This is a genomic window from Streptomyces sp. YPW6 (assembly GCF_018866325.1).
Lineage (GTDB): Bacteria > Actinomycetota > Actinomycetes > Streptomycetales > Streptomycetaceae > Streptomyces.
Genome location: NZ_CP076457.1, coordinates 6810923 through 6828791, shown reverse-complemented (window position 1 = coordinate 6828791; position 17869 = coordinate 6810923). Strand labels below are relative to the sequence as shown.

The 17869-nt window shown below is 67.5% G+C and carries 13 protein-coding genes, 2 rRNA genes and 1 riboswitch; of the genes, 2 read left to right on the top strand and 13 right to left on the bottom strand.

The window, feature by feature from the left end:
- The first annotated feature begins 236 nt into the window (after nt 1-236).
- On the top strand, nt 237-443 hold the full coding sequence (locus KME66_RS29980; protein ID WP_018516173.1) for a DUF5999 family protein: 207 nt from the start codon (nt 237-239) through the stop codon (nt 441-443).
- A gap of 139 nt (nt 444-582) precedes the next feature.
- Here KME66_RS29980 and gcvP read toward each other — a convergent pair whose 3' ends face one another.
- Nucleotides 583-3468: an aminomethyl-transferring glycine dehydrogenase gene (gene gcvP, locus KME66_RS29975; protein WP_216327979.1), complete on the bottom strand. Its 2886-nt coding sequence runs from the start codon at nt 3466-3468 to the stop codon at nt 583-585.
- 191 nt (nt 3469-3659) lie between these two features.
- Nucleotides 3660-3757: riboswitch (glycine riboswitch) on the bottom strand.
- Nucleotides 3758-3889: 132 nt separating this feature from the next.
- Here gcvP and KME66_RS29970 point away from each other — a divergent pair.
- Complete coding sequence (locus KME66_RS29970; protein WP_073225074.1) at nt 3890-4264, top strand: PRC-barrel domain-containing protein; 375 nt, start codon at nt 3890-3892, stop codon at nt 4262-4264.
- Here KME66_RS29970 and KME66_RS29965 read toward each other — a convergent pair.
- From KME66_RS29965 to KME66_RS29910, 12 genes are all read right to left on the bottom strand, one after another.
- Nucleotides 4183-5643, bottom strand: coding sequence for a DNA polymerase IV (locus tag KME66_RS29965; RefSeq protein ID WP_073224604.1), 1461 nt, complete (start codon nt 5641-5643; stop codon nt 4183-4185). The two genes, KME66_RS29970 and KME66_RS29965, sit on opposite strands and share 82 nt — an antisense overlap.
- A gap of 115 nt (nt 5644-5758) precedes the next feature.
- Nucleotides 5759-6382, bottom strand: a complete 624-nt coding sequence (locus KME66_RS29960; protein ID WP_216327976.1) for a MerR family transcriptional regulator — start codon at nt 6380-6382, stop codon at nt 5759-5761.
- A 170-nt stretch (nt 6383-6552) separates the two neighbouring features.
- Nucleotides 6553-7026, bottom strand: coding sequence for a bifunctional nuclease family protein (locus KME66_RS29955; RefSeq protein WP_006123076.1), 474 nt, complete (start codon nt 7024-7026; stop codon nt 6553-6555).
- Between the two features lie 53 nt (nt 7027-7079).
- Nucleotides 7080-7823 carry a MerR family transcriptional regulator gene (locus KME66_RS29950; protein WP_073224601.1) on the bottom strand — a complete coding sequence of 248 codons (744 nt, stop codon included), beginning with the start codon at nt 7821-7823 and terminating at the stop codon, nt 7080-7082.
- A 42-nt stretch (nt 7824-7865) separates the two neighbouring features.
- On the bottom strand, nt 7866-8645 hold the full coding sequence (locus tag KME66_RS29945) for an FHA domain-containing protein (RefSeq protein ID WP_216327973.1): 780 nt from the start codon (nt 8643-8645) through the stop codon (nt 7866-7868).
- A gap of 190 nt (nt 8646-8835) precedes the next feature.
- Nucleotides 8836-9648 (bottom strand): DUF881 domain-containing protein, encoded by an 813-nt coding sequence (locus KME66_RS29940; protein ID WP_178379097.1) that lies wholly within the window; start codon nt 9646-9648, stop codon nt 8836-8838.
- Nucleotides 9649-9668: 20 nt separating this feature from the next.
- Entirely contained in the window at nt 9669-10001 is a 333-nt protein-coding gene (locus KME66_RS29935) for a small basic family protein (protein WP_003970459.1), read from the bottom strand.
- The gene (locus tag KME66_RS29930) at nt 9998-10912 is read right to left on the bottom strand and encodes a DUF881 domain-containing protein (RefSeq protein ID WP_073224595.1); all 915 of its coding nucleotides are present in this window, start codon (nt 10910-10912) and stop codon (nt 9998-10000) included. Before KME66_RS29930 ends, KME66_RS29935 begins: the two co-directional genes overlap by 4 nt.
- Before the next feature lie 96 nt (nt 10913-11008).
- Nucleotides 11009-13504: a mannose-1-phosphate guanyltransferase gene (locus tag KME66_RS29925; protein WP_073224593.1), complete on the bottom strand. Its 2496-nt coding sequence runs from the start codon at nt 13502-13504 to the stop codon at nt 11009-11011.
- Nucleotides 13505-13616: 112 nt separating this feature from the next.
- Nucleotides 13617-14225, bottom strand: coding sequence for a CDP-alcohol phosphatidyltransferase family protein (locus tag KME66_RS29920; RefSeq protein ID WP_073224591.1), 609 nt, complete (start codon nt 14223-14225; stop codon nt 13617-13619).
- A 162-nt stretch (nt 14226-14387) separates the two neighbouring features.
- Nucleotides 14388-14504 (bottom strand): 5S ribosomal RNA (rrf, locus tag KME66_RS29915).
- 81 nt (nt 14505-14585) lie between these two features.
- A 23S ribosomal RNA gene (locus tag KME66_RS29910) occupies nt 14586-17704 on the bottom strand.
- Nucleotides 17705-17869 lie beyond the last annotated feature (165 nt).

Genomic DNA, 17869 nt, shown 5'->3' with positions numbered 1-17869 from the left:
GTCCGTTCGGACTAGTCCCATCCGGCCACCCCGAACCACCCGGAGGGACAGTGCAGTTGCGGTGAACCGTCCGCGCGGGTGATGCGTCATGGGAGGAGTACGGGTGCTGCGGCGAAATCCCTGCGGATTCTTCCTCGTGGGGCAACACTGGGACCGGACCGACTGATACGGGGGCGGCCATGAACGACTCATCCAGCCGCAGGACCTTCGACTCGACGCAGCGAAAGAACGCATCCATGTGCCAGCACCAGCCACCCTGCCCCACCGCCGATTCGCCCGACCGGGAGGCCGCCCGTCTGACGGCCCACCACCCCGAACAGGGATGGAGTCTCCTGTGCAACGGCGTCCTGCTCTTCGAGGACACCGGCGAGCTGCTGCCCGACGGGCAGATCATCGCGCCGCACCGGCCGTCGGCAGCCGGCCGCGTGGTGAAGGCCGCCTGAGAGCGGTCGTACCGAGAGAGCCGACGGCCCTGCGGGAAGCGGTACGAAAATAAGGGGCCGGCCCGGAGAGATCTCCGCACCGGCCCCGACGCGTGTCCGGCGCGCACCGCTCACGGCGCGCGCCCTGCGACAGGCGGATTCAGTTGTCGTACTCGTCCAGCGGCGGGCAGGAGCAGACCAGGTTCCGGTCGCCGAAGGCCCCGTCGATGCGGCGCACCGGCGGCCAGTACTTGTCGGCGGCGGACACTCCGGCGGGGAAGACGGCCTCCTCACGGCTGTAGCCGTGCTCCCAGTCACCGCCGAGCACGGCGGCGGTGTGCGGGGCGTTGGACAGCGGGTTGTCGTCCGCGCTCCACTCCCCCGACGCGACCTTCTCGATCTCGGCGCGGATCGCGATCATGGTGTCGCAGAACCGGTCGAGCTCCGCGAGGTCCTCGCTCTCCGTCGGCTCGATCATCAGCGTGCCGGCCACCGGGAACGACATGGTCGGCGAGTGGAAGCCGTAGTCGATCAGGCGCTTGGCGACGTCGTCGATGGAGACACCGGTCGCCTTGGAGATCGGGCGCAGGTCCACGATGCACTCGTGCGCGACCAGTCCGGCCGGGCCGCTGTACAGGATCGGGAAGTGCGGCTCCAGGCGCTTGGCGATGTAGTTCGCGGCCAGCACGGCGACCTGCGTGGCCCGCTTGAGGCCCTCGTCGCCCATCAGGCGGACGTACGCCCACGAGATCGGCAGAATGCCCGCGGAACCCCACGGGGCGGCGGAGATCGGGCCCACACCGGTCTCCGGGCCGGCGCCGGGCTGGAGCGGGTGGTTGGGGAGGTACGGGGCGAGGTGGGCGCGGACGCCGACCGGGCCGACGCCAGGACCGCCGCCGCCGTGCGGGATGCAGAAGGTCTTGTGCAGGTTCAGGTGCGAGACGTCGCCGCCGAACTTGCCGGGCTTGGCCAGCCCGACCAGCGCGTTGAGGTTGGCGCCGTCGACGTACACCTGGCCGCCCGCGTCGTGCACCTCGCCGCAGATGTCGGCGACGTGCTCCTCGAACACTCCGTGCGTGGACGGGTAGGTGATCATGAGCACGGCCAGCTCGTCGCGGTGCAGCTCGATCTTGGCGCGCAGGTCCGCGATGTCGACCTCACCGTCGTCGGCGGTCTTCACCACGACGACCTTCATGCCGGCCATGACGGCGCTGGCGGCGTTGGTGCCGTGCGCGGAGGACGGGATGAGGCAGACGGTGCGCTGGTCGTCGCCGTTGGCCCGGTGGTAGGCGCGGACGGCCAGCAGACCCGCGAACTCGCCCTGGGAGCCGGCGTTGGGCTGGATGGACACCGCGTCGTAGCCGGTGACCTCCGCCAGGCGCTCCTCCAGCTCACGGATGAGGGTGAGGAAGCCCTGCGCCTGCTCGGCCGGTGCGAAGGGGTGCAGCGCGCCGAACTCGGGCCAGGTGATGGACTCCATCTCGGCGGTCGCGTTCAGCTTCATGGTGCAGGAGCCGAGCGGGATCATGCCGCGGTCCAGCGCGTAGTCGCGGTCGGCGAGCCTGCGCAGGTAGCGCAGCATCGCGGTCTCGGAGCGGTGCTGGTGGAAGACCGGGTGGGTCAGGATGTCGTCGGAGCGCAGCAGCGCCTCCGGCAGCGTGTCGGCCACCGTGGCGTCCAGCGCCTCGACGTCGCCCTCGGCGCCGAAGGCCGCCCAGACGGCGGAGATCTGGGAGCGGGTGGTGGTCTCGTCGCAGGCGACGGAGACGTGGTCGGCGTCGACGAGGCGGAGGTTGACCCCGCGCTCGCGGGCGTCGGCGACGATGCCGGCGGCCTTGCCGGGAACCCGGACGGTCAAGGTGTCGAAGAACGCGCCGTGCACGACGTCGGCGCCCGCGGTGCGCAGACCGGCGGCGAGGATCGCGGCGTAGCGGTGGGTGCGGCGGGCGATCGTCCGCAGCCCCTCGGGACCGTGGTAGACCGCGTACATCCCGGCCATCACGGCGAGGAGGACCTGCGCGGTGCAGATGTTGCTCGTGGCCTTCTCGCGGCGGATGTGCTGCTCGCGGGTCTGGAGGGCCAGGCGGTAGGCCTTGTTGCCGTCCGCGTCGACGGAGACGCCGACGAGGCGGCCGGGCAGGGAGCGGGCGAACTTCTCGCGGACCGCCATGTAGCCGGCGTGCGGGCCGCCGAAGCCCATCGGGACGCCGAAGCGCTGGGTGGTGCCCACCGCGATGTCGGCGCCGAGCTCGCCGGGCGAGGTGAGCAGGGTGAGAGCCAGCAGGTCGGCGGCGACGGTGACGATCGCACCCAGCTCGTGGGCCTGCTCGATGACGGGCTCGATGGCGCGCACGGCACCGGAGGCGCCCGGGTACTGGAGCAGCACACCGAAGACACCGCGCTCGGCGATCTCGGCGGGGATGCCCTCGCTCAGGTCGGCGACGACGACCTCGACGCCGGTGGGCTCGGCGCGGGTCTCGATGACCGCGACGGTCTGGGGCAGGGTGTCGGCGTCGACCAGGAAGACGCCCTTCTTGACCTTGCCGACGCGCCGCGCGAGGGCCATCGCCTCGGCGGCCGCCGTGCCCTCGTCGAGCAGGGAGGCGCCGGAGGTGGGCAGCCCGGTCAGCTCGGCGACCATCGTCTGGAAGTTCAGGAGTGCTTCGAGCCGGCCCTGGGAGATCTCCGGCTGGTACGGCGTGTAGGCCGTGTACCACGCGGGGTTCTCCATGACGTTGCGCAGGATGACGGGCGGCGTGAAGGTGCCGTAGTAGCCGAGGCCGATCATCGGGGCCAGGACCTCGTTGCGGTCGGCCAGCGAGCGAAGCTCGGCCAGCACCTCCGCCTCGGTGCGCGCCGAGGGGAGGTTCAGGGCCTCCGCACTCTTGATCACGTCGGGCACGGCGGCGGCGGTCAGCTCGTCGAGGGAGCCGTAGCCGACCTGGGCGAGCATCTTCGCCTGCGCCTCGGCATCGGGGCCTATGTGGCGCTGCTCGAACGGAATGCCCTGCTCCAGCTGGGAGAGCGGAGTGCGACGGGGGGTCATGTGGAGGCCTCCTGGTCTGTCACGACCTGCGAGGGGCACCGCGGCGCGGGTGCCCGGACGGCCTCCCCCTCTGTCATCTCAACCTGAGAGCTTCACCGGCCCGCCCGGGGCGAGCCGATTTTCACCGTCGGTGAGGGTCGGGTCCACTTGGGCCTGCGCCCGCACGGATCCGCCCTGCTTTCCAGAGTGACCTCGTCCGTGCGGTACGGGGGCCTGAGAGATTCCGGGGAGGAGTTGCTCCTTCGGCGCCTCCGGCTTCTCCACCGGAGGACTCTCCCGCACGGGGTCAGCAGCCACTGCCAGCCTACCAGCGGCCCCCGCGCCGGAGCTCTCGAGTGGCCGACACCACGGATCTGCATTTGTCTGGTGCTGTGGAGCGACAGGGACCGCCGTGAGCAGTCCGCGACCAGTGGGAGGCACCGTGCAGACGGATATCGATCCACGCCGCCTGATCGGCCGCAAGGCGTTCGATCGCAAGGGCGCCAAGATCGGAACGGTGGATGAGGTCTATCTCGACGACGCGACGGGTGTGCCCGAGTGGGCGGCCGTGCGCACCGGACTCTTCAGCAGGGACGCCTTCGTCCCGCTGGAGCCCAGTGAATTCGTCGAGGACGCCCTGCGCGTCCCCTTCGACCGGGCGTTGATCAAGGGCGCCCCGGACTTCGGCGTCGGCCGGCACCTGTCGCCCGAGCAGGAGCTGCAGCTCTACCGGCACTACGGGCTGGACTCCTCTCCCCCGGAGAAGGCGGCGCCGGACGACCGGGACTTCGGCAGGCTGGCGGGCCAGGAGGAGTAGTCGGGCGGCTCGCGGACGAGCGGCAGCGGGTCGGCGGGCCGCAGCAGGGGGTCGTCGGTCCGGAAGGTGAGGACCCGGCCGGGTGCGCTCCACGGTTTTTCGAACCGGACGGTGACCCGGCCGATCCCGCTCCCCTGTACCCAGCCGTGTCCGTGCTCCTCGTGGTGCACGTCGTGTCCGGCGGGCCAGCGCCGCGCGGCGAGCTGCTCGGCGCCGTCCGCCGCGGGCTCCGGGACGGTCTCCTCCGCGCCGCCCTCCGCGGCCGGCGCCTCGTGTTCCGCGGCCCGCCGCGCGAGCTCCCGGGCGTCGGCGGCCTGGGCGAACAGGTCCTCCTGGGTGTAGTCGGCGAGCCCGGTCACGCCGACCCCGAGAAGCCGTACGCCACCCGTGGTGTCGACGGACTCCAGCAGCCGCCCCGCCGCCTCGCGGACCACGGTGGGGTCGTCGGTGGGGCCTCTGAGCGTCTCGGAGCGGGTCAGCGTGGAGAAGTCGTAGCGGCGCACCTTCAGCACCACCGTGCGGCCGGACCGGTCGGCGGCGCGCAGCCGCTCCACGCACCGCACGGCCAGTCGCTCGACCTCCGCGCGCACCCGCACCCGGTCGTGCAGGTCGACGTCGAAGGTGTCCTCCACCGACACGGACTTGGCGTCCCGCTCGGCGACCACCGGCCGGTCGTCGAGCCCCAGCGCCATCCGGTGGAGCCCGTGGCCGTGCGCCTTGCCGACCAGCCGTACGAGCTCCGCCTCGCCCGCCTCGGCCAGGTCGTGGACCGTGGTCATCCCGGCACGCCGGAGATGGTCACCGGTGGCCGGACCGACCCCCGGCAGGATGCGTACGGACAGGGGGGCGAGCAGCTCGCGCTCGGTGCCCGGCTCGATGAGGACGAGTCCGTCCGGCTTCGCCTGCTCGGAGGCGATCTTGGCGAGCATCTTGGAGCCCGCGAGTCCGACGGAGCCGCTCAGACCGGTCACGGCGCGGATGGCCGTGCGCAGCCCCTCCCCCGTGGCACGGGCCGAGGCCGGGTCGTCGGCTGTCCCGCCGGCTTCCAGGTCCACGAAGGCCTCGTCCAGGCTGAGCGGCTCCACGAGGGGAGAAAGCCGCCCCAGCAGCTCCATGACCTGGTCGCTCACCGTCCGGTACAGGGAGAAGCGGGGCACCAGGTAGGCCGCGTTCGGCGCGAGCCTCCGGGCCTGGGCGGTGGGCATCGCCGAATGCACGCCCAGCCGCCGGGCTTCGTACGAGGCGGTGGCGACCACTCCCCGGGGACCGAGACCGCCCACCACGACCGCCTTGCCACGCAGACTCGGTTTGGCCGCCTGCTCCGCCGACGCGTAGAAGGCGTCCATGTCCAGGTGAAGGATGGTGGGCGCGGGTCTCACACCGTCGATGCTGCCCTACGGCACTGACAACGGGCCGGTCCGGCACCCCGTGGGGCACCGGACCGTCCCGTGTCCGCCGCAGGGCCGCGTCGTGCGCGCCGCCCGCCCGGGGCGCTCAGCCCGCGCGGTTACGCCGCCGGGCCAGCTCGTCCGCGGGGTTGTGGCCGATGAGCGTCTCGCCGGTGTCGACGCGCTCGCCGTGCAGCTGGGAGAGCGCCGCGTCCACGTCCTGCCACACGACGCCGACGGCGATTCCGAAGACCCCCTGCCCGCCCTGGAGCAGGCTGACGACCTCGTCGGGCGAGGAGCACTCGTAGACCGAGGCCCCGTCGCTCATCAGCGTCATGCGTTCGAGATCCCGGAAGCCACGGTCCCGCAGGTGCTGGACCGTGGTGCGGATGTTCTGCAGTGCGACCCCGGTGTCCAGGAACCGCTTGACGATCTTGAGGAGGACCACGTCCCGGAAACTGTAGAGACGCTGGGTGCCCGACCCGTAGGCCGGGCGCACACTGGGCTCCACCAGTCCCGTACGTGCCCAGTAGTCCAACTGGCGGTAGGTGATCCCCGCCGCTGCGCACGCCGTCGGCCCGCGGTAGCCGATGTCCTCGGCACCGCTCGCCGCCTTGCCGCCCCCTGCCACCACCGCCGGCTGAACCGGCTGCCTGATGGCGTGGTCGGCTCCACTGCCGTGCTGCGGATACGGCCCACCCGCCGCCGTACCGTCGCCGCTGCTTCTCACGCCGACCTCCGTCCTTGACCTGCCCACTCGAAGGTAGGCAGTCACCCGGGGTGCGTCAACGATCGCCACACTCGGCACGCCGAGTGATAATCACCCTGAGAGTGGTTTCCCGTGTCTCGTTTCCGGGAAAGGCTTGTCGGATGCGCTGACGGCACCGCCTCGCGGGACGGTCACTGACTGTTCGTACCGAAGTCCTCCGGAGAGATCTGGTCGAGGAATTCGCGGAACTTCTCCACCTCGTCCTCCTGCTCGTCGGGGATCGCGATACCCGCATCGTCCAGCACGCCGTCACTGCCGTAGATGGGCGTGCCGGTCCGCAGGGCGAGCGCTATGGCGTCGGAGGGCCGGGCGCTCACCTCGACTCCGCTGGCGAAGACGAGCTCCGCGTAGAAGACCCCTTCGCGCAGGTCCGTGATGCGGACCTCGGTGAGCTCCTGGCCCACGGCCTCGAGCACATCCTTGAACAGGTCATGGGTCAGCGGCCTGGCGGGAGCCATGCCCTGCTGGGCGAAGGCAATCGCGGTCGCCTCCCCCGGACCGATCCAAATGGGGAGGTACCGGTCGCCTCCCACTTCACGCAGGAGAACGATCGGTTGGTTGGAGGGCATTTCCACCCGGACACCGACAACGTCGAGCTCGTTCACACAGCAACCCTAGGACGTGCTCGCCATGTTTGGGTAGTCGGGCACCGCCGAGGTCAGTGCAGACGGGTGCGCAGGGCACTCTGCACGAGCGCCGCGTGCAGCCGTACGGACAGCTCGGCGAGCTCGTTCGCGGTGGCCTCGGCATGGGCTCTGGTCTGCGGATTACGGTGCCGCCGCAGGGGCGCGACCACCTGCTCCACCAGGCCCGCCTCCCGGTCAGCAGCGGCACGCATGGCCCGAAGATGACGTGGTTCCAGACCGAAACGACCCAGATCCGCCACCAGCTTGGCCACGGTCACCATCTCGGCGTCGTAGCCGCCGTCCGGGGACGGCACGATGAGCCCGTAGGACTCCCACTCGGTCAGCCGGTCATCGTCGACCTCGGCGGCCGCGAGCAGCTCGGCCCTCCCGATCCGGGCGGCGGTCGTGGCACCCGGGCCGGCCTCCCACACCCCGTCGCCGAGGTCCCGCTGCGCACCGGGCGAGGGCAGAGCGGGCTGCTCCCCCCGGGCCAGCGCGTCCAGGTGCTCCCGGATGACCTTCAGCGGCAGATAGTGATCCCGCTGCATCCGGAGCACCTGGGCGAGGCGCTCCACATCACGCGGAGCGAACTTCCGGTATCCGGAAGGAGTGCGCTGCGGCTCGATGAGCCCCTCGGCCTCCAGGAACCGGATCTTGGAGATGGTGACTTCGGGAAACTCCTCACGCAACTGGATGAGCACTGTCCCGATGCTCATCGGTCGCGCTTCCGCGGTGGCGGTGCCGTGTCCGGCACCGCCTGTCGGTGTTCGCAGCATGGGCCTTCCTGGGGGTCCCCCCGGACGGCGTCCGGGGGCCGGTCACACGCCCCGCGGGCTGGCGTAGAAGACCAGGCGGTACTTTCCGATCTGGACTTCGTCGCCGTTGGACAGCGGGACCGAATCGATGCGCTCACGGTTGACGTAGGTGCCGTTGAGGCTGCCGACATCGCCCACGGTGAAGCTACCTTCCGGGCTCCTGTGGAACTCCACATGGCGCCGCGACACGGTCACGTCATCGAGGAAGATATCGCTCTGCGGGTGACGGCCGGCCGTGGTCAGATCGCTGTCGAGCAGGAAGCGGCTGCCGGAGTTCGGGCCGCGCCGCACGACCAGCAGCGCCGAGCCCGCGGGCAGGGCGTCGACCGCGGCCTGGGCCTCCGGAGAGAGCGAGGGCAGAGCGGTCTGCCCGGTCGCCTCCGCCTCGTACGCCTCAAGGCCGGAGATGGAGATCGTGGACGTCGTCTCCGAGGGGCGCTCGGGAACGCCGCCCCGCAGCGGCGCACCGCAGTTGGAGCAGAACTTGCCGGTCTCCGCGTTGCGGTGACCGCACCTCGTACAGACCGGCATCGACGAGCCCTCCGGGGTGAACCCTCCACCCGCAGTCGAGGCTGATGGTGCGCCGAAACCTATGCGTCCGGCACCGGCAGGGTCAACAGCCGACACGCCGTCACCCCCCGGGGCTCCGGACACCTCGTCGCGGAAGAGCGGACGCTCCGCCTCCTGCTCCTCGCCCTGAGCGTGGCGCGGAGCGCGATGGCGGGCAGCACTGTTGCTGTCCTCGCGTGCACTCTTCCCGAACAACTTCGCAAACAACTTCACGGGCGATTCCCCTTGACCGACATAGACCCGCCCGTGGGGCAGGACGAACCCTGATTGAACACACCTGCCGACCCGGACATCTTCACAACGTCCGTATCCACCCGACAGTTTCCACCACGCACCACCAATCCGGTGCGGCGACCCCCCGCAACCGTCCGACCTGGTCGAGCGGCCCCCACGCTCACCCCGTTCACGGGGAGGACGACCGAGCGTAGTCAGGCTGCTGCGCAGGTCGCAAGGCGTCGACGACGATGTCGTCGGACCTCTCCACGAGCACGGTGGCCTGCTCCTTCTCCAGTGTCTGGACCACACCGCCGGGGATGTTGAGGGCGGGCTCCAGATCCTGCGGCTTGCCGATCACCGTGAACTCGTACGGTGCTTCGATCTTCTTCCCGTCGACCTGGACGTTACCGGCCTCCCCGGAGAAGTAGGTGTTGGCGACCACCCGCACCCCGTTGACCTGAATCGCCTCGGCCCCCGCCGCCCTCAGCTCCTGAAGGGCGTCGAGCAGCATGTCGGGCGCGACCGCACGCGCGGGGTCGGTGATGGTCAGCGTGATGCCGGGACCCTGCGCCGCGACGGTGCCCGCGAGGATGCCGAGCTGGCGCTCCTTCTCCAGCGTCTGCTTCCGGGCCTCCTCCGCCTGGTCGGAACTGTTCTCCAACTCGGTGCGCTGGTCGTCCAGGCGCTGCTTCTCGTCCTCCAGGCGCTGGGTCCGGTCGTCGACCTCGTCGAGGATACGGACCAGGTCCTCCTGCCGGGCGCCGCGCAGCGCGCTGTCGTCGCTGGTGGACCGCACCTGGATGGCAAGCCCCAGGCCGAGCCCGAACAGCAGCACGGCGACGATCAGTTGGGCCCGGCTGAGCCGCGGCGGCCACAGGCCCGCCTTGAGCCGCTGCCGGCCGGTCGCCTCCGTGGCCGGGGGCGGCGTCGCGGGGGCGTCCGGGACGGCGGACGCGCCGCCCTCGGGCCGTTCGCTGCGGGGGGTCTCGTCGTTGTTCATCGGCTCGTTGTTCATCGGCCTCACGCCCGGAAGACGTGCCGGCGGATCGCGGCGGCGTTGGAGAAGATCCGGATACCGAGCACGACCACCACGCCCGTGGAGAGCTGCGCGCCGACGCCCAGCTTGTCGCCGAGGAAGACGATCAGCGCGGCCACCACGACGTTGGAGAGGAACGAGACCACGAAGACCTTGTCGACGAAGATGCCGTCGAGCATGGCCCGCAGACCGCCGAACACGGCGTCGAGCGCGGCGACCACCGCGATCGGCAGGTAGGGCTCGACCACCGCCGGCACCTCGGGCCGGACCAACAGTCCGACCACGACTCCCACGACGAGGCCCAGTACGGCGATCACGATGTGCCCTTCCCTGTGTCTGCCGCACCACTGCCGGCGGCCTTCGGTTCTGCTGTACGGACGATCAGGCTCGGCGCCGCCGGAAGCTGGACCTTCGCCTGGTCGGAGATGCTGGTGCGGATGTCGAAGCTCTCCTTGAGCGCCTGCAGGTACTGGCCGTCGGCGCTGTCCTGGAACGCGGTCGCGAGCTTCTTCCCGTCCCCCACCGCGAGCACCGTGTACGGCGGTACGAGCGGTCTGTTGTCGACCAGTATGGCGTCGCCGGCGGCGCGGATGGCCGACAGGGCCGTCAACCTTTGCCCATTGATGGCGATGGCCTCGGCACCGGATTCCCACAGGCCGTTGACGACGCGCTGCATGTCGCGGTCGCGCACCCTTCCGGTGTCGGCGAAGCCCGAGGACTCCCGGGGGCCACCGCCTCCCTGACCGGCCTTCTTCGCGTCGTCGACGATCAGCTTCACGCCGGGGCCCTCGACGGGGGTCGCCCCGGCGAGCAGGGCCACCAGGTGTCCCGTGTCCCCGCCGTGCCGCTCAAGTGCCTTGCGCTGGCGTTCGCTCACATCGGCGCGGAGCTTGTCGACGTTCGACTCCAGGGTGTCCGCGGCCTCCGTCTCGGCATTGATCCGGTCGATCAGCTCCTCGCGCTCCTTGGCCACGACCGGGGCCGAGATCCGCGCCTCGGCGGCGCCGAGGGTCACGACCAGGGCGGCCACCACCAGTCCGGCCGCCAGGCCGAGCTTCGACGTGAGCGTCCGGGGCAGCCCCGCACTCCCGTCGGCCTTGCGCCGCGCCGAGGCCTCCGCGTAGCCGTCGTCGAGGCTGTGGTCCATCACGTTGTTCAGCAGCGACATGGAGGCGTCGGGGCGCGCGGACGGCGGGGCGGTGCTCCGATCGGGGGACTGCTGCGACATGCCGCACATCGTCGCACGTCATCACGGCTGCCGCCGAATGGCCCCACCGGTGCGCCGCGTCCCCTGCCCGGGGGACGCGGCGCACCGGCGCTCACCTCAGTCTCCGGCGCTGTCCACGACGGCGGCCCACTCGTCGAGGAGGGCCTGGGCCGAGGCGTCGTCCGGACCCTCCGCCCACAGATGGGTGACGGCTTCCGCCCGGTCGGGCAGGACCATGACCCACCGACCGTCCGCCTCGACCACCCGGACCCCGTCGGTGGTGTCCACACTGCGGTCCCCGGCCGCTTCCACGACCCGGCGCATGACGAGCCCCTTGACGGCCCAGGGCGTCGCCAGGTCGCGGCGCAGGACGTGCGCCCGCGGGATGCGGGCGTCGATCTGGCTCAGGGTGAGCTGGGTACGCGCGACGAGGCCGATGAGCCGGACGAAGGCGGCGGTCCCGTCGAAGACGCTGCTGAATTCGGGAACGATGAACCCGCCGCGCCCGTCTCCTCCGAAGATGGTGTCTTCTTCACGGCCCACCCGGGTCAGGTCGTCGGGCGAGGTGGTCGTCCACTCCACCTGGGTGCCGTGGTAGGCCGCCACCTGCTCGGCGACGCGTGTGGTCGTCACGGGCAGGGCGACACGACCGCTGCGCCGCTCGGCGGCAACGAGATCGAGGAGGACCAGCAGGGCCCGGTCGTCCTCGATGATCCGGCCGAGTTCGTCGACGAGGGAGAGCCGCTCGCCGACCGGGTCGAACCGCACCCCGAAGGCCGCTCGCGCCGAGGACACGATCTCCCCGAGGCGGACCAGACCGGCCCGCCGGGTGTCGGCGGACTCGGTGGGCCGCGCCTCGTCGAGCCCGGGGTTGATCGTCAGGGCGTCCACTCCGAGCCGTCCGAGCAGGCTGGGCAGAACGAGCCCGGCGCTTCCGTTGGACGCGTCGACGACGACCTTGAGCCCGGATTCCGCGATGCCCTCGACGTCGACGTTCCGCAGGAGGGAGCCGGTGTAGGAGTCGAAGACGCTGGACGGGAAGTGCAGGTCACCGATCTCCCCGGGGAAGGCACGGCGGTACTCCTGACGTGCGTAGACCCGGTCGAGCTTGCGTTGCTGCGCCTGCGAGAGGTCCGCGCCCCGCTCGTCGATGAACATGATGTCCACGGAGTCCGGCACGCCGGGCGACGTACGGATCATGATGCCGCCGGCGCTGCCCCGGGCGGTCTGCTGGCGGGCGACGGGCAGCGGTACGTTCTCCAGGTCGCGTACGTCGATGGCGCTGGCCTGGAGGGCCGAGATGACGGCCCGCTTGAGAGCACGGGCGCCTCGGGAGTGGTCACGGGCGGTCGTGACCGTGGAGCCCTTCTTCAGGGTCGTGGCGTAGGCCCCCGCGAGCCGCACGGCCAGTTCGGGGGTGATCTCGACGTTCAGGATTCCGGAGACCCCGCGCGCCCCGAAGAGGTGCGCCTGTCCCCGGGACTCCCAGATGACCGAGGTGTTGACGAACGCGCCGGCCTCGATGGTCTTGAACGGGTACACCCGGACGTTGCCCTGGATGATCGACTCCTCGCCGACCAGGCATTCGTCACCGATGACGGCGCCATCCTCGATGCGGGCCGCACGCATGATGTCGGTGTTCTTGCCGACCACGCAGCCGCGGAGGTTGCTGTGCTGTCCGATGTAGACGTTGTCGTGCACCACGGCCTTGTGGAGGAAGGCCCCCGTCTTGACGACGACGTTCGATCCGACGACCGTGTGCTCGCGGATCTCGACGTCGGCCTCGACCTTGGCGTAGTCGCCGATGTACAGCGGACCGCGCAGCACGGCGTCGGGGTGGACTTCCGCTCCTTCGGCGACCCACACCCCGGGGGAGATCTCGAAGCCGTCGATCTCCACGTCGACCTTGCGTTCCAGGACGTCGGCCTGGGCTTTCACGTAGCTCTCGTGGGTGCCGACGTCTTCCCAGTAGCCCTCGGCGACGTAGCCGTAGATGGGCTTGCCCTCCTTCATGAGCTGAGGGAAGACGTCGCCGGACCAGTCCACCGAGGTGTCAGCCTGGACGTAGTCGAAGACTTCGGGCTCCATGACGTAGATGCCCGTGTTCACGGTGTCCGAGAAGACCTGCCCCCAGGTCGGCTTCTCCAGGAACCGTTCGACCTGCCCGTTCTCGTCCACGATGGTGATGCCGAATTCCAGCGGATTGGGAACCCGGGTGAGACAGACCGTGACGAGCCCGCCCTTTTCCTTGTGGAAGGCGATGAGGTCGGTGAGGTCGAAGTCGGTGAGCGCGTCACCGGAAATGACGAGAAACGTGTCGTCCTTCAACGCCTCCTCGGCGTTCTTCACACTGCCCGCGGTGCCGAGCGGCTTCTCCTCGTTGGCATAGGTGAGCTCCATTCCAAGCTCCTCGCCGTCCCCGAAGTAGTTCTTGACGAGGGAGGCGAGGAACTGGACGGTCACTACGGTTTCGCTGAGCCCATGCCGCTTGAGCAGCCGCAGGACGTGCTCCATGATCGGCCTGTTGGCCACGGGCAGGAGCGGCTTGGGCATGCTCGAGGTCATGGGGCGAAGACGTGTGCCTTCGCCACCAGCCATCACGACGGCCTTCATGTCGGAAACGTCCTCCTAGAAGAGACGACGGTCAGCCGACTTCGCCCGTCGGGGCATCATTCACACCATCTGCCGCGGGCCGGCCACATTGCGCGGCACCGCATCAACGAGCTCAATCGGCTACTGCGTCCGCCTTCACGAGTCGGCGGACCTGAACCACATAGAGGATTCCTGCCCACCAGTAGAGCGTTGTACCCCATCCTGCGAACGCCCATCCGAAAACGGCAGCCAGTGTGGACAGCCAACCACTCCCGTCGCTGAGCAGCAACAAGGGGAAGGCGTACATCAGGTTGAAGGTTGCAGCTTTCCCGAGGAAGTTGACCTGCGGCGGCGGATAGCCGTGACGGCGCAGGATGGCCACCATCACGAGAAGCATCAGTTCCCGGGCCAGAAGCAGCGCGGTGACCCAGAGGGGCAGGATCTCCCGCCAGGTGAGGCCGACCAGGGTGGACAGGATGTAGAGACGGTCGGCCGCCGGGTCCAGCAGCCGGCCGAGGCTGCTGATCTGGTTCCACTTGCGGGCGAGCTTCCCGTCGAGGTAGTCGCTGATGCCGCTGAGCATCAGGACCAGCAGCGCCCAGTTGTCGCTGTTGGGCCCTCCGAAGACGGGGCGAAGAATCAGCCACAGGAAGAGCGGTACCCCGACAAGGCGAGCCATGCTGAGGATGTTGGGGATGGTGAGGACCCGGTCCGTCTGGACCCGGGTCTCCTGGACCTCCACCCGGGAGCCTCCTGTGAAGAACGTGCCAATGATGCCTCCTGACCTTACCCTCAGCTTCCGCCGTCGGATGCAGGGGGGTGTGCGGGCGGGTGGCCTGCTGGTTGGGCCCGGAACGCAGAAAAGCCCCGCACCATCACGGTGCGGGGCTCTCCCACAATAATTGTTCGGCGGCGTCCTACTCTCCCACAGGGTCCCCCCTGCAGTACCATCGGCGCTGAAAGGCTTAGCTTCCGGGTTCGGAATGTAACCGGGCGTTTCCCTAACGCAATGACCACCGAAACACTATGAAACAATCAAACCAACCGGACAACAACACAGCCGTTCGTTATTTCAGAACTAACACAGTGGACGCGAGCAACTGAGGACAAGCCCTCGGCCTATTAGTACCAGTCAGCTCCACCCGTTACCGGGCTTCCACATCTGGCCTATCAACCCAGTCGTCTACTGGGAGCCTTAACCCCTCAAAGGAGGTGGGAACACTCATCTCGAAGCAGGCTTCCCGCTTAGATGCTTTCAGCGGTTATCCTTTCCGAACGTAGCCAACCAGCCATGCCCTTGGCAGAACAACTGGCACACCAGAGGTTCGTCCGTCCCGGTCCTCTCGTACTAGGGACAGCCCTTCTCAATATTCCTACGCGCACAGCGGATAGGGACCGAACTGTCTCACGACGTTCTAAACCCAGCTCGCGTACCGCTTTAATGGGCGAACAGCCCAACCCTTGGGACCGACTCCAGCCCCAGGATGCGACGAGCCGACATCGAGGTGCCAAACCATCCCGTCGATATGGACTCTTGGGAAGATCAGCCTGTTATCCCCGGGGTACCTTTTATCCGTTGAGCGACAGCGCTTCCACAAGCCACTGCCGGATCACTAGTCCCGACTTTCGTCCCTGCTCGACCCGTCGGTCTCACAGTCAAGCTCCCTTGTGCACTTACACTCAACACCTGATTACCAACCAGGCTGAGGGAACCTTTGGGCGCCTCCGTTACTCTTTAGGAGGCAACCGCCCCAGTTAAACTACCCATCAGACACTGTCCCTGATCCGGATCACGGACCCAGGTTAGACATCCAGCACGACCAGAGTGGTATTTCAACGACGACTCCACAACCACTGGCGTGGCCGCTTCACAGTCTCCCACCTATCCTACACAAGCCGAACCGAACACCAATATCAAACTGTAGTAAAGGTCCGGGTCTTTCCGTCCTGCTGCGCGAAACGAGCATCTTTACTCGTAGTGCAATTTCACCGGGCCTATGGTTGAGACAGTCGAGAAGTCGTTACGCCATTCGTGCAGGTCGGAACTTACCCGACAAGGAATTTCGCTACCTTAGGATGGTTATAGTTACCACCGCCGTTTACTGGCGCTTAAGTTCTCAGCTTCGCCACCCCGAAGAGCAGCTAACCGGTCCCCTTAACGTTCCAGCACCGGGCAGGCGTCAGTCCGTATACATCGCCTTACGGCTTCGCACGGACCTGTGTTTTTAGTAAACAGTCGCTTCTCGCTGGTCTCTGCGGCCACCCCCAGCTCAAGCAGCACGTGCTATCACCAGAAATGGCCCCCCTTCTCCCGAAGTTACGGGGCATTTTGCCGAGTTCCTTAACCATAGTTCACCCGAACGCCTCGGTATTCTCTACCTGACCACCTGAGTCGGTTTAGGGTACGGGCCGCCATGAAACTCGCTAGAGGCTTTTCTCGACAGCATAGGATCATCCACTTCACCACAATCGGCTCGGCATCAGGTCTCAGACTCCATGCACGACGGATTTACCTACCGTGCGTCCTACACCCTTACCCCGGGACAACCACCGCCCGGGCTGGACTACCTTCCTGCGTCACCCCATCGCTTACCTACTACAAGTCTGGTTCATCGGCTCCACCACTACCCTCAACTCCGAAGAGATCGGGCCGGCTTCACGGACTTAGCATCGCCTGATTCAGTACTGGGCGTTTCAAAGCGGGTACCGGAATATCAACCGGTTGTCCATCGACTACGCCTGTCGGCCTCGCCTTAGGTCCCGACTTACCCTGGGCAGATCAGCTTGACCCAGGAACCCTTAGTCAATCGGCGCACACGTTTCTCACGTGTGTATCGCTACTCATGCCTGCATTCTCACTCGTGAACCGTCCACAACTCGCTTCCGCGGCTGCTTCACCCGGCACACGACGCTCCCCTACCCAACCCAACGGGCGTTGGCCCTCATGCTGGATTGACACGACTTCGGCGGTACGCTTGAGCCCCGCTACATTGTCGGCGCGGAATCACTTGACCAGTGAGCTATTACGCACTCTTTCAAGGATGGCTGCTTCTAAGCCAACCTCCTGGTTGTCTCTGCGACTCCACATCCTTTCCCACTTAGCGTACGCTTAGGGGCCTTAGTCGATGCTCTGGGCTGTTTCCCTCTCGACCATGGAGCTTATCCCCCACAGTCTCACTGCCGCGCTCTCACTTACCGGCATTCGGAGTTTGGCTAAGGTCAGTAACCCGGTAGGGCCCATCGCCTATCCAGTGCTCTACCTCCGGCAAGAAACACACGACGCTGCACCTAAATGCATTTCGGGGAGAACCAGCTATCACGGAGTTTGATTGGCCTTTCACCCCTAACCACAGGTCATCCCCCAGGTTTTCAACCCTGGTGGGTTCGGTCCTCCACGAAGTCTTACCTCCGCTTCAACCTGCCCATGGCTAGATCACTCCGCTTCGGGTCTAGAGCGTGCAACTCAAACGCCCTGTTCGGACTCGCTTTCGCTACGGCTTCCCCACACGGGTTAACCTCGCTACACACCGCTAACTCGCAGGCTCATTCTTCAAAAGGCACGCAGTCACGACTGACAGCACAAGTGCTGCCAGCGACGCTCCCACGGCTTGTAGGCACACGGTTTCAGGTACTATTTCACTCCGCTCCGCGGTACTTTTCACCATTCCCTCACGGTACTATCCGCTATCGGTCACCAGGGAATATTTAGGCTTAGCGGGTGGTCCCGCCAGATTCACACGGGATTTCTCGGGCCCCGTGCTACTTGGTGTCTCTCAAACAAGCCGCTGATGTTTCAGCTACGGGGGTCTTACCCTCTACGCCGGACCTTTCGCATGTCCTTCGCCTACACCAACGGTTTCTGACTCGTCTCACAGCCGGCAGACCATGACAGAGAGATCCCACAACCCCGCATACGCAACCCCTGCCGGGTATCACACGCATACGGTTTGGCCTCATCCAGTTTCGCTCGCCACTACTCCCGGAATCACGGTTGTTTTCTCTTCCTGAGGGTACTGAGATGTTTCACTTCCCCTCGTTCCCTCCACACTGCCTATGTGTTCAGCAGCGGGTGACAGCCCATGACGACTGCCGGGTTTCCCCATTCGGAAACCCCCGGATCACAGCTCGGTTGACAGCTCCCCGGGGACTATCGTGGCCTCCCACGTCCTTCATCGGTTCCTGGTGCCAAGGCATCCACCGTGCGCCCTTAAAAACTTGGCCACAGATGCTCGCGTCCACTGTGCAGTTCTCAAACAACGACCAGCCACCCACCACCCCGTCCGAAACCGGACGAGTTCACTGGGACCGGATCAGAAGGCTGCCTTACGGCCGTACCCTCAGACACCCAACAACGTGCCCGACACAACCGATCCCTCACCACGTTCC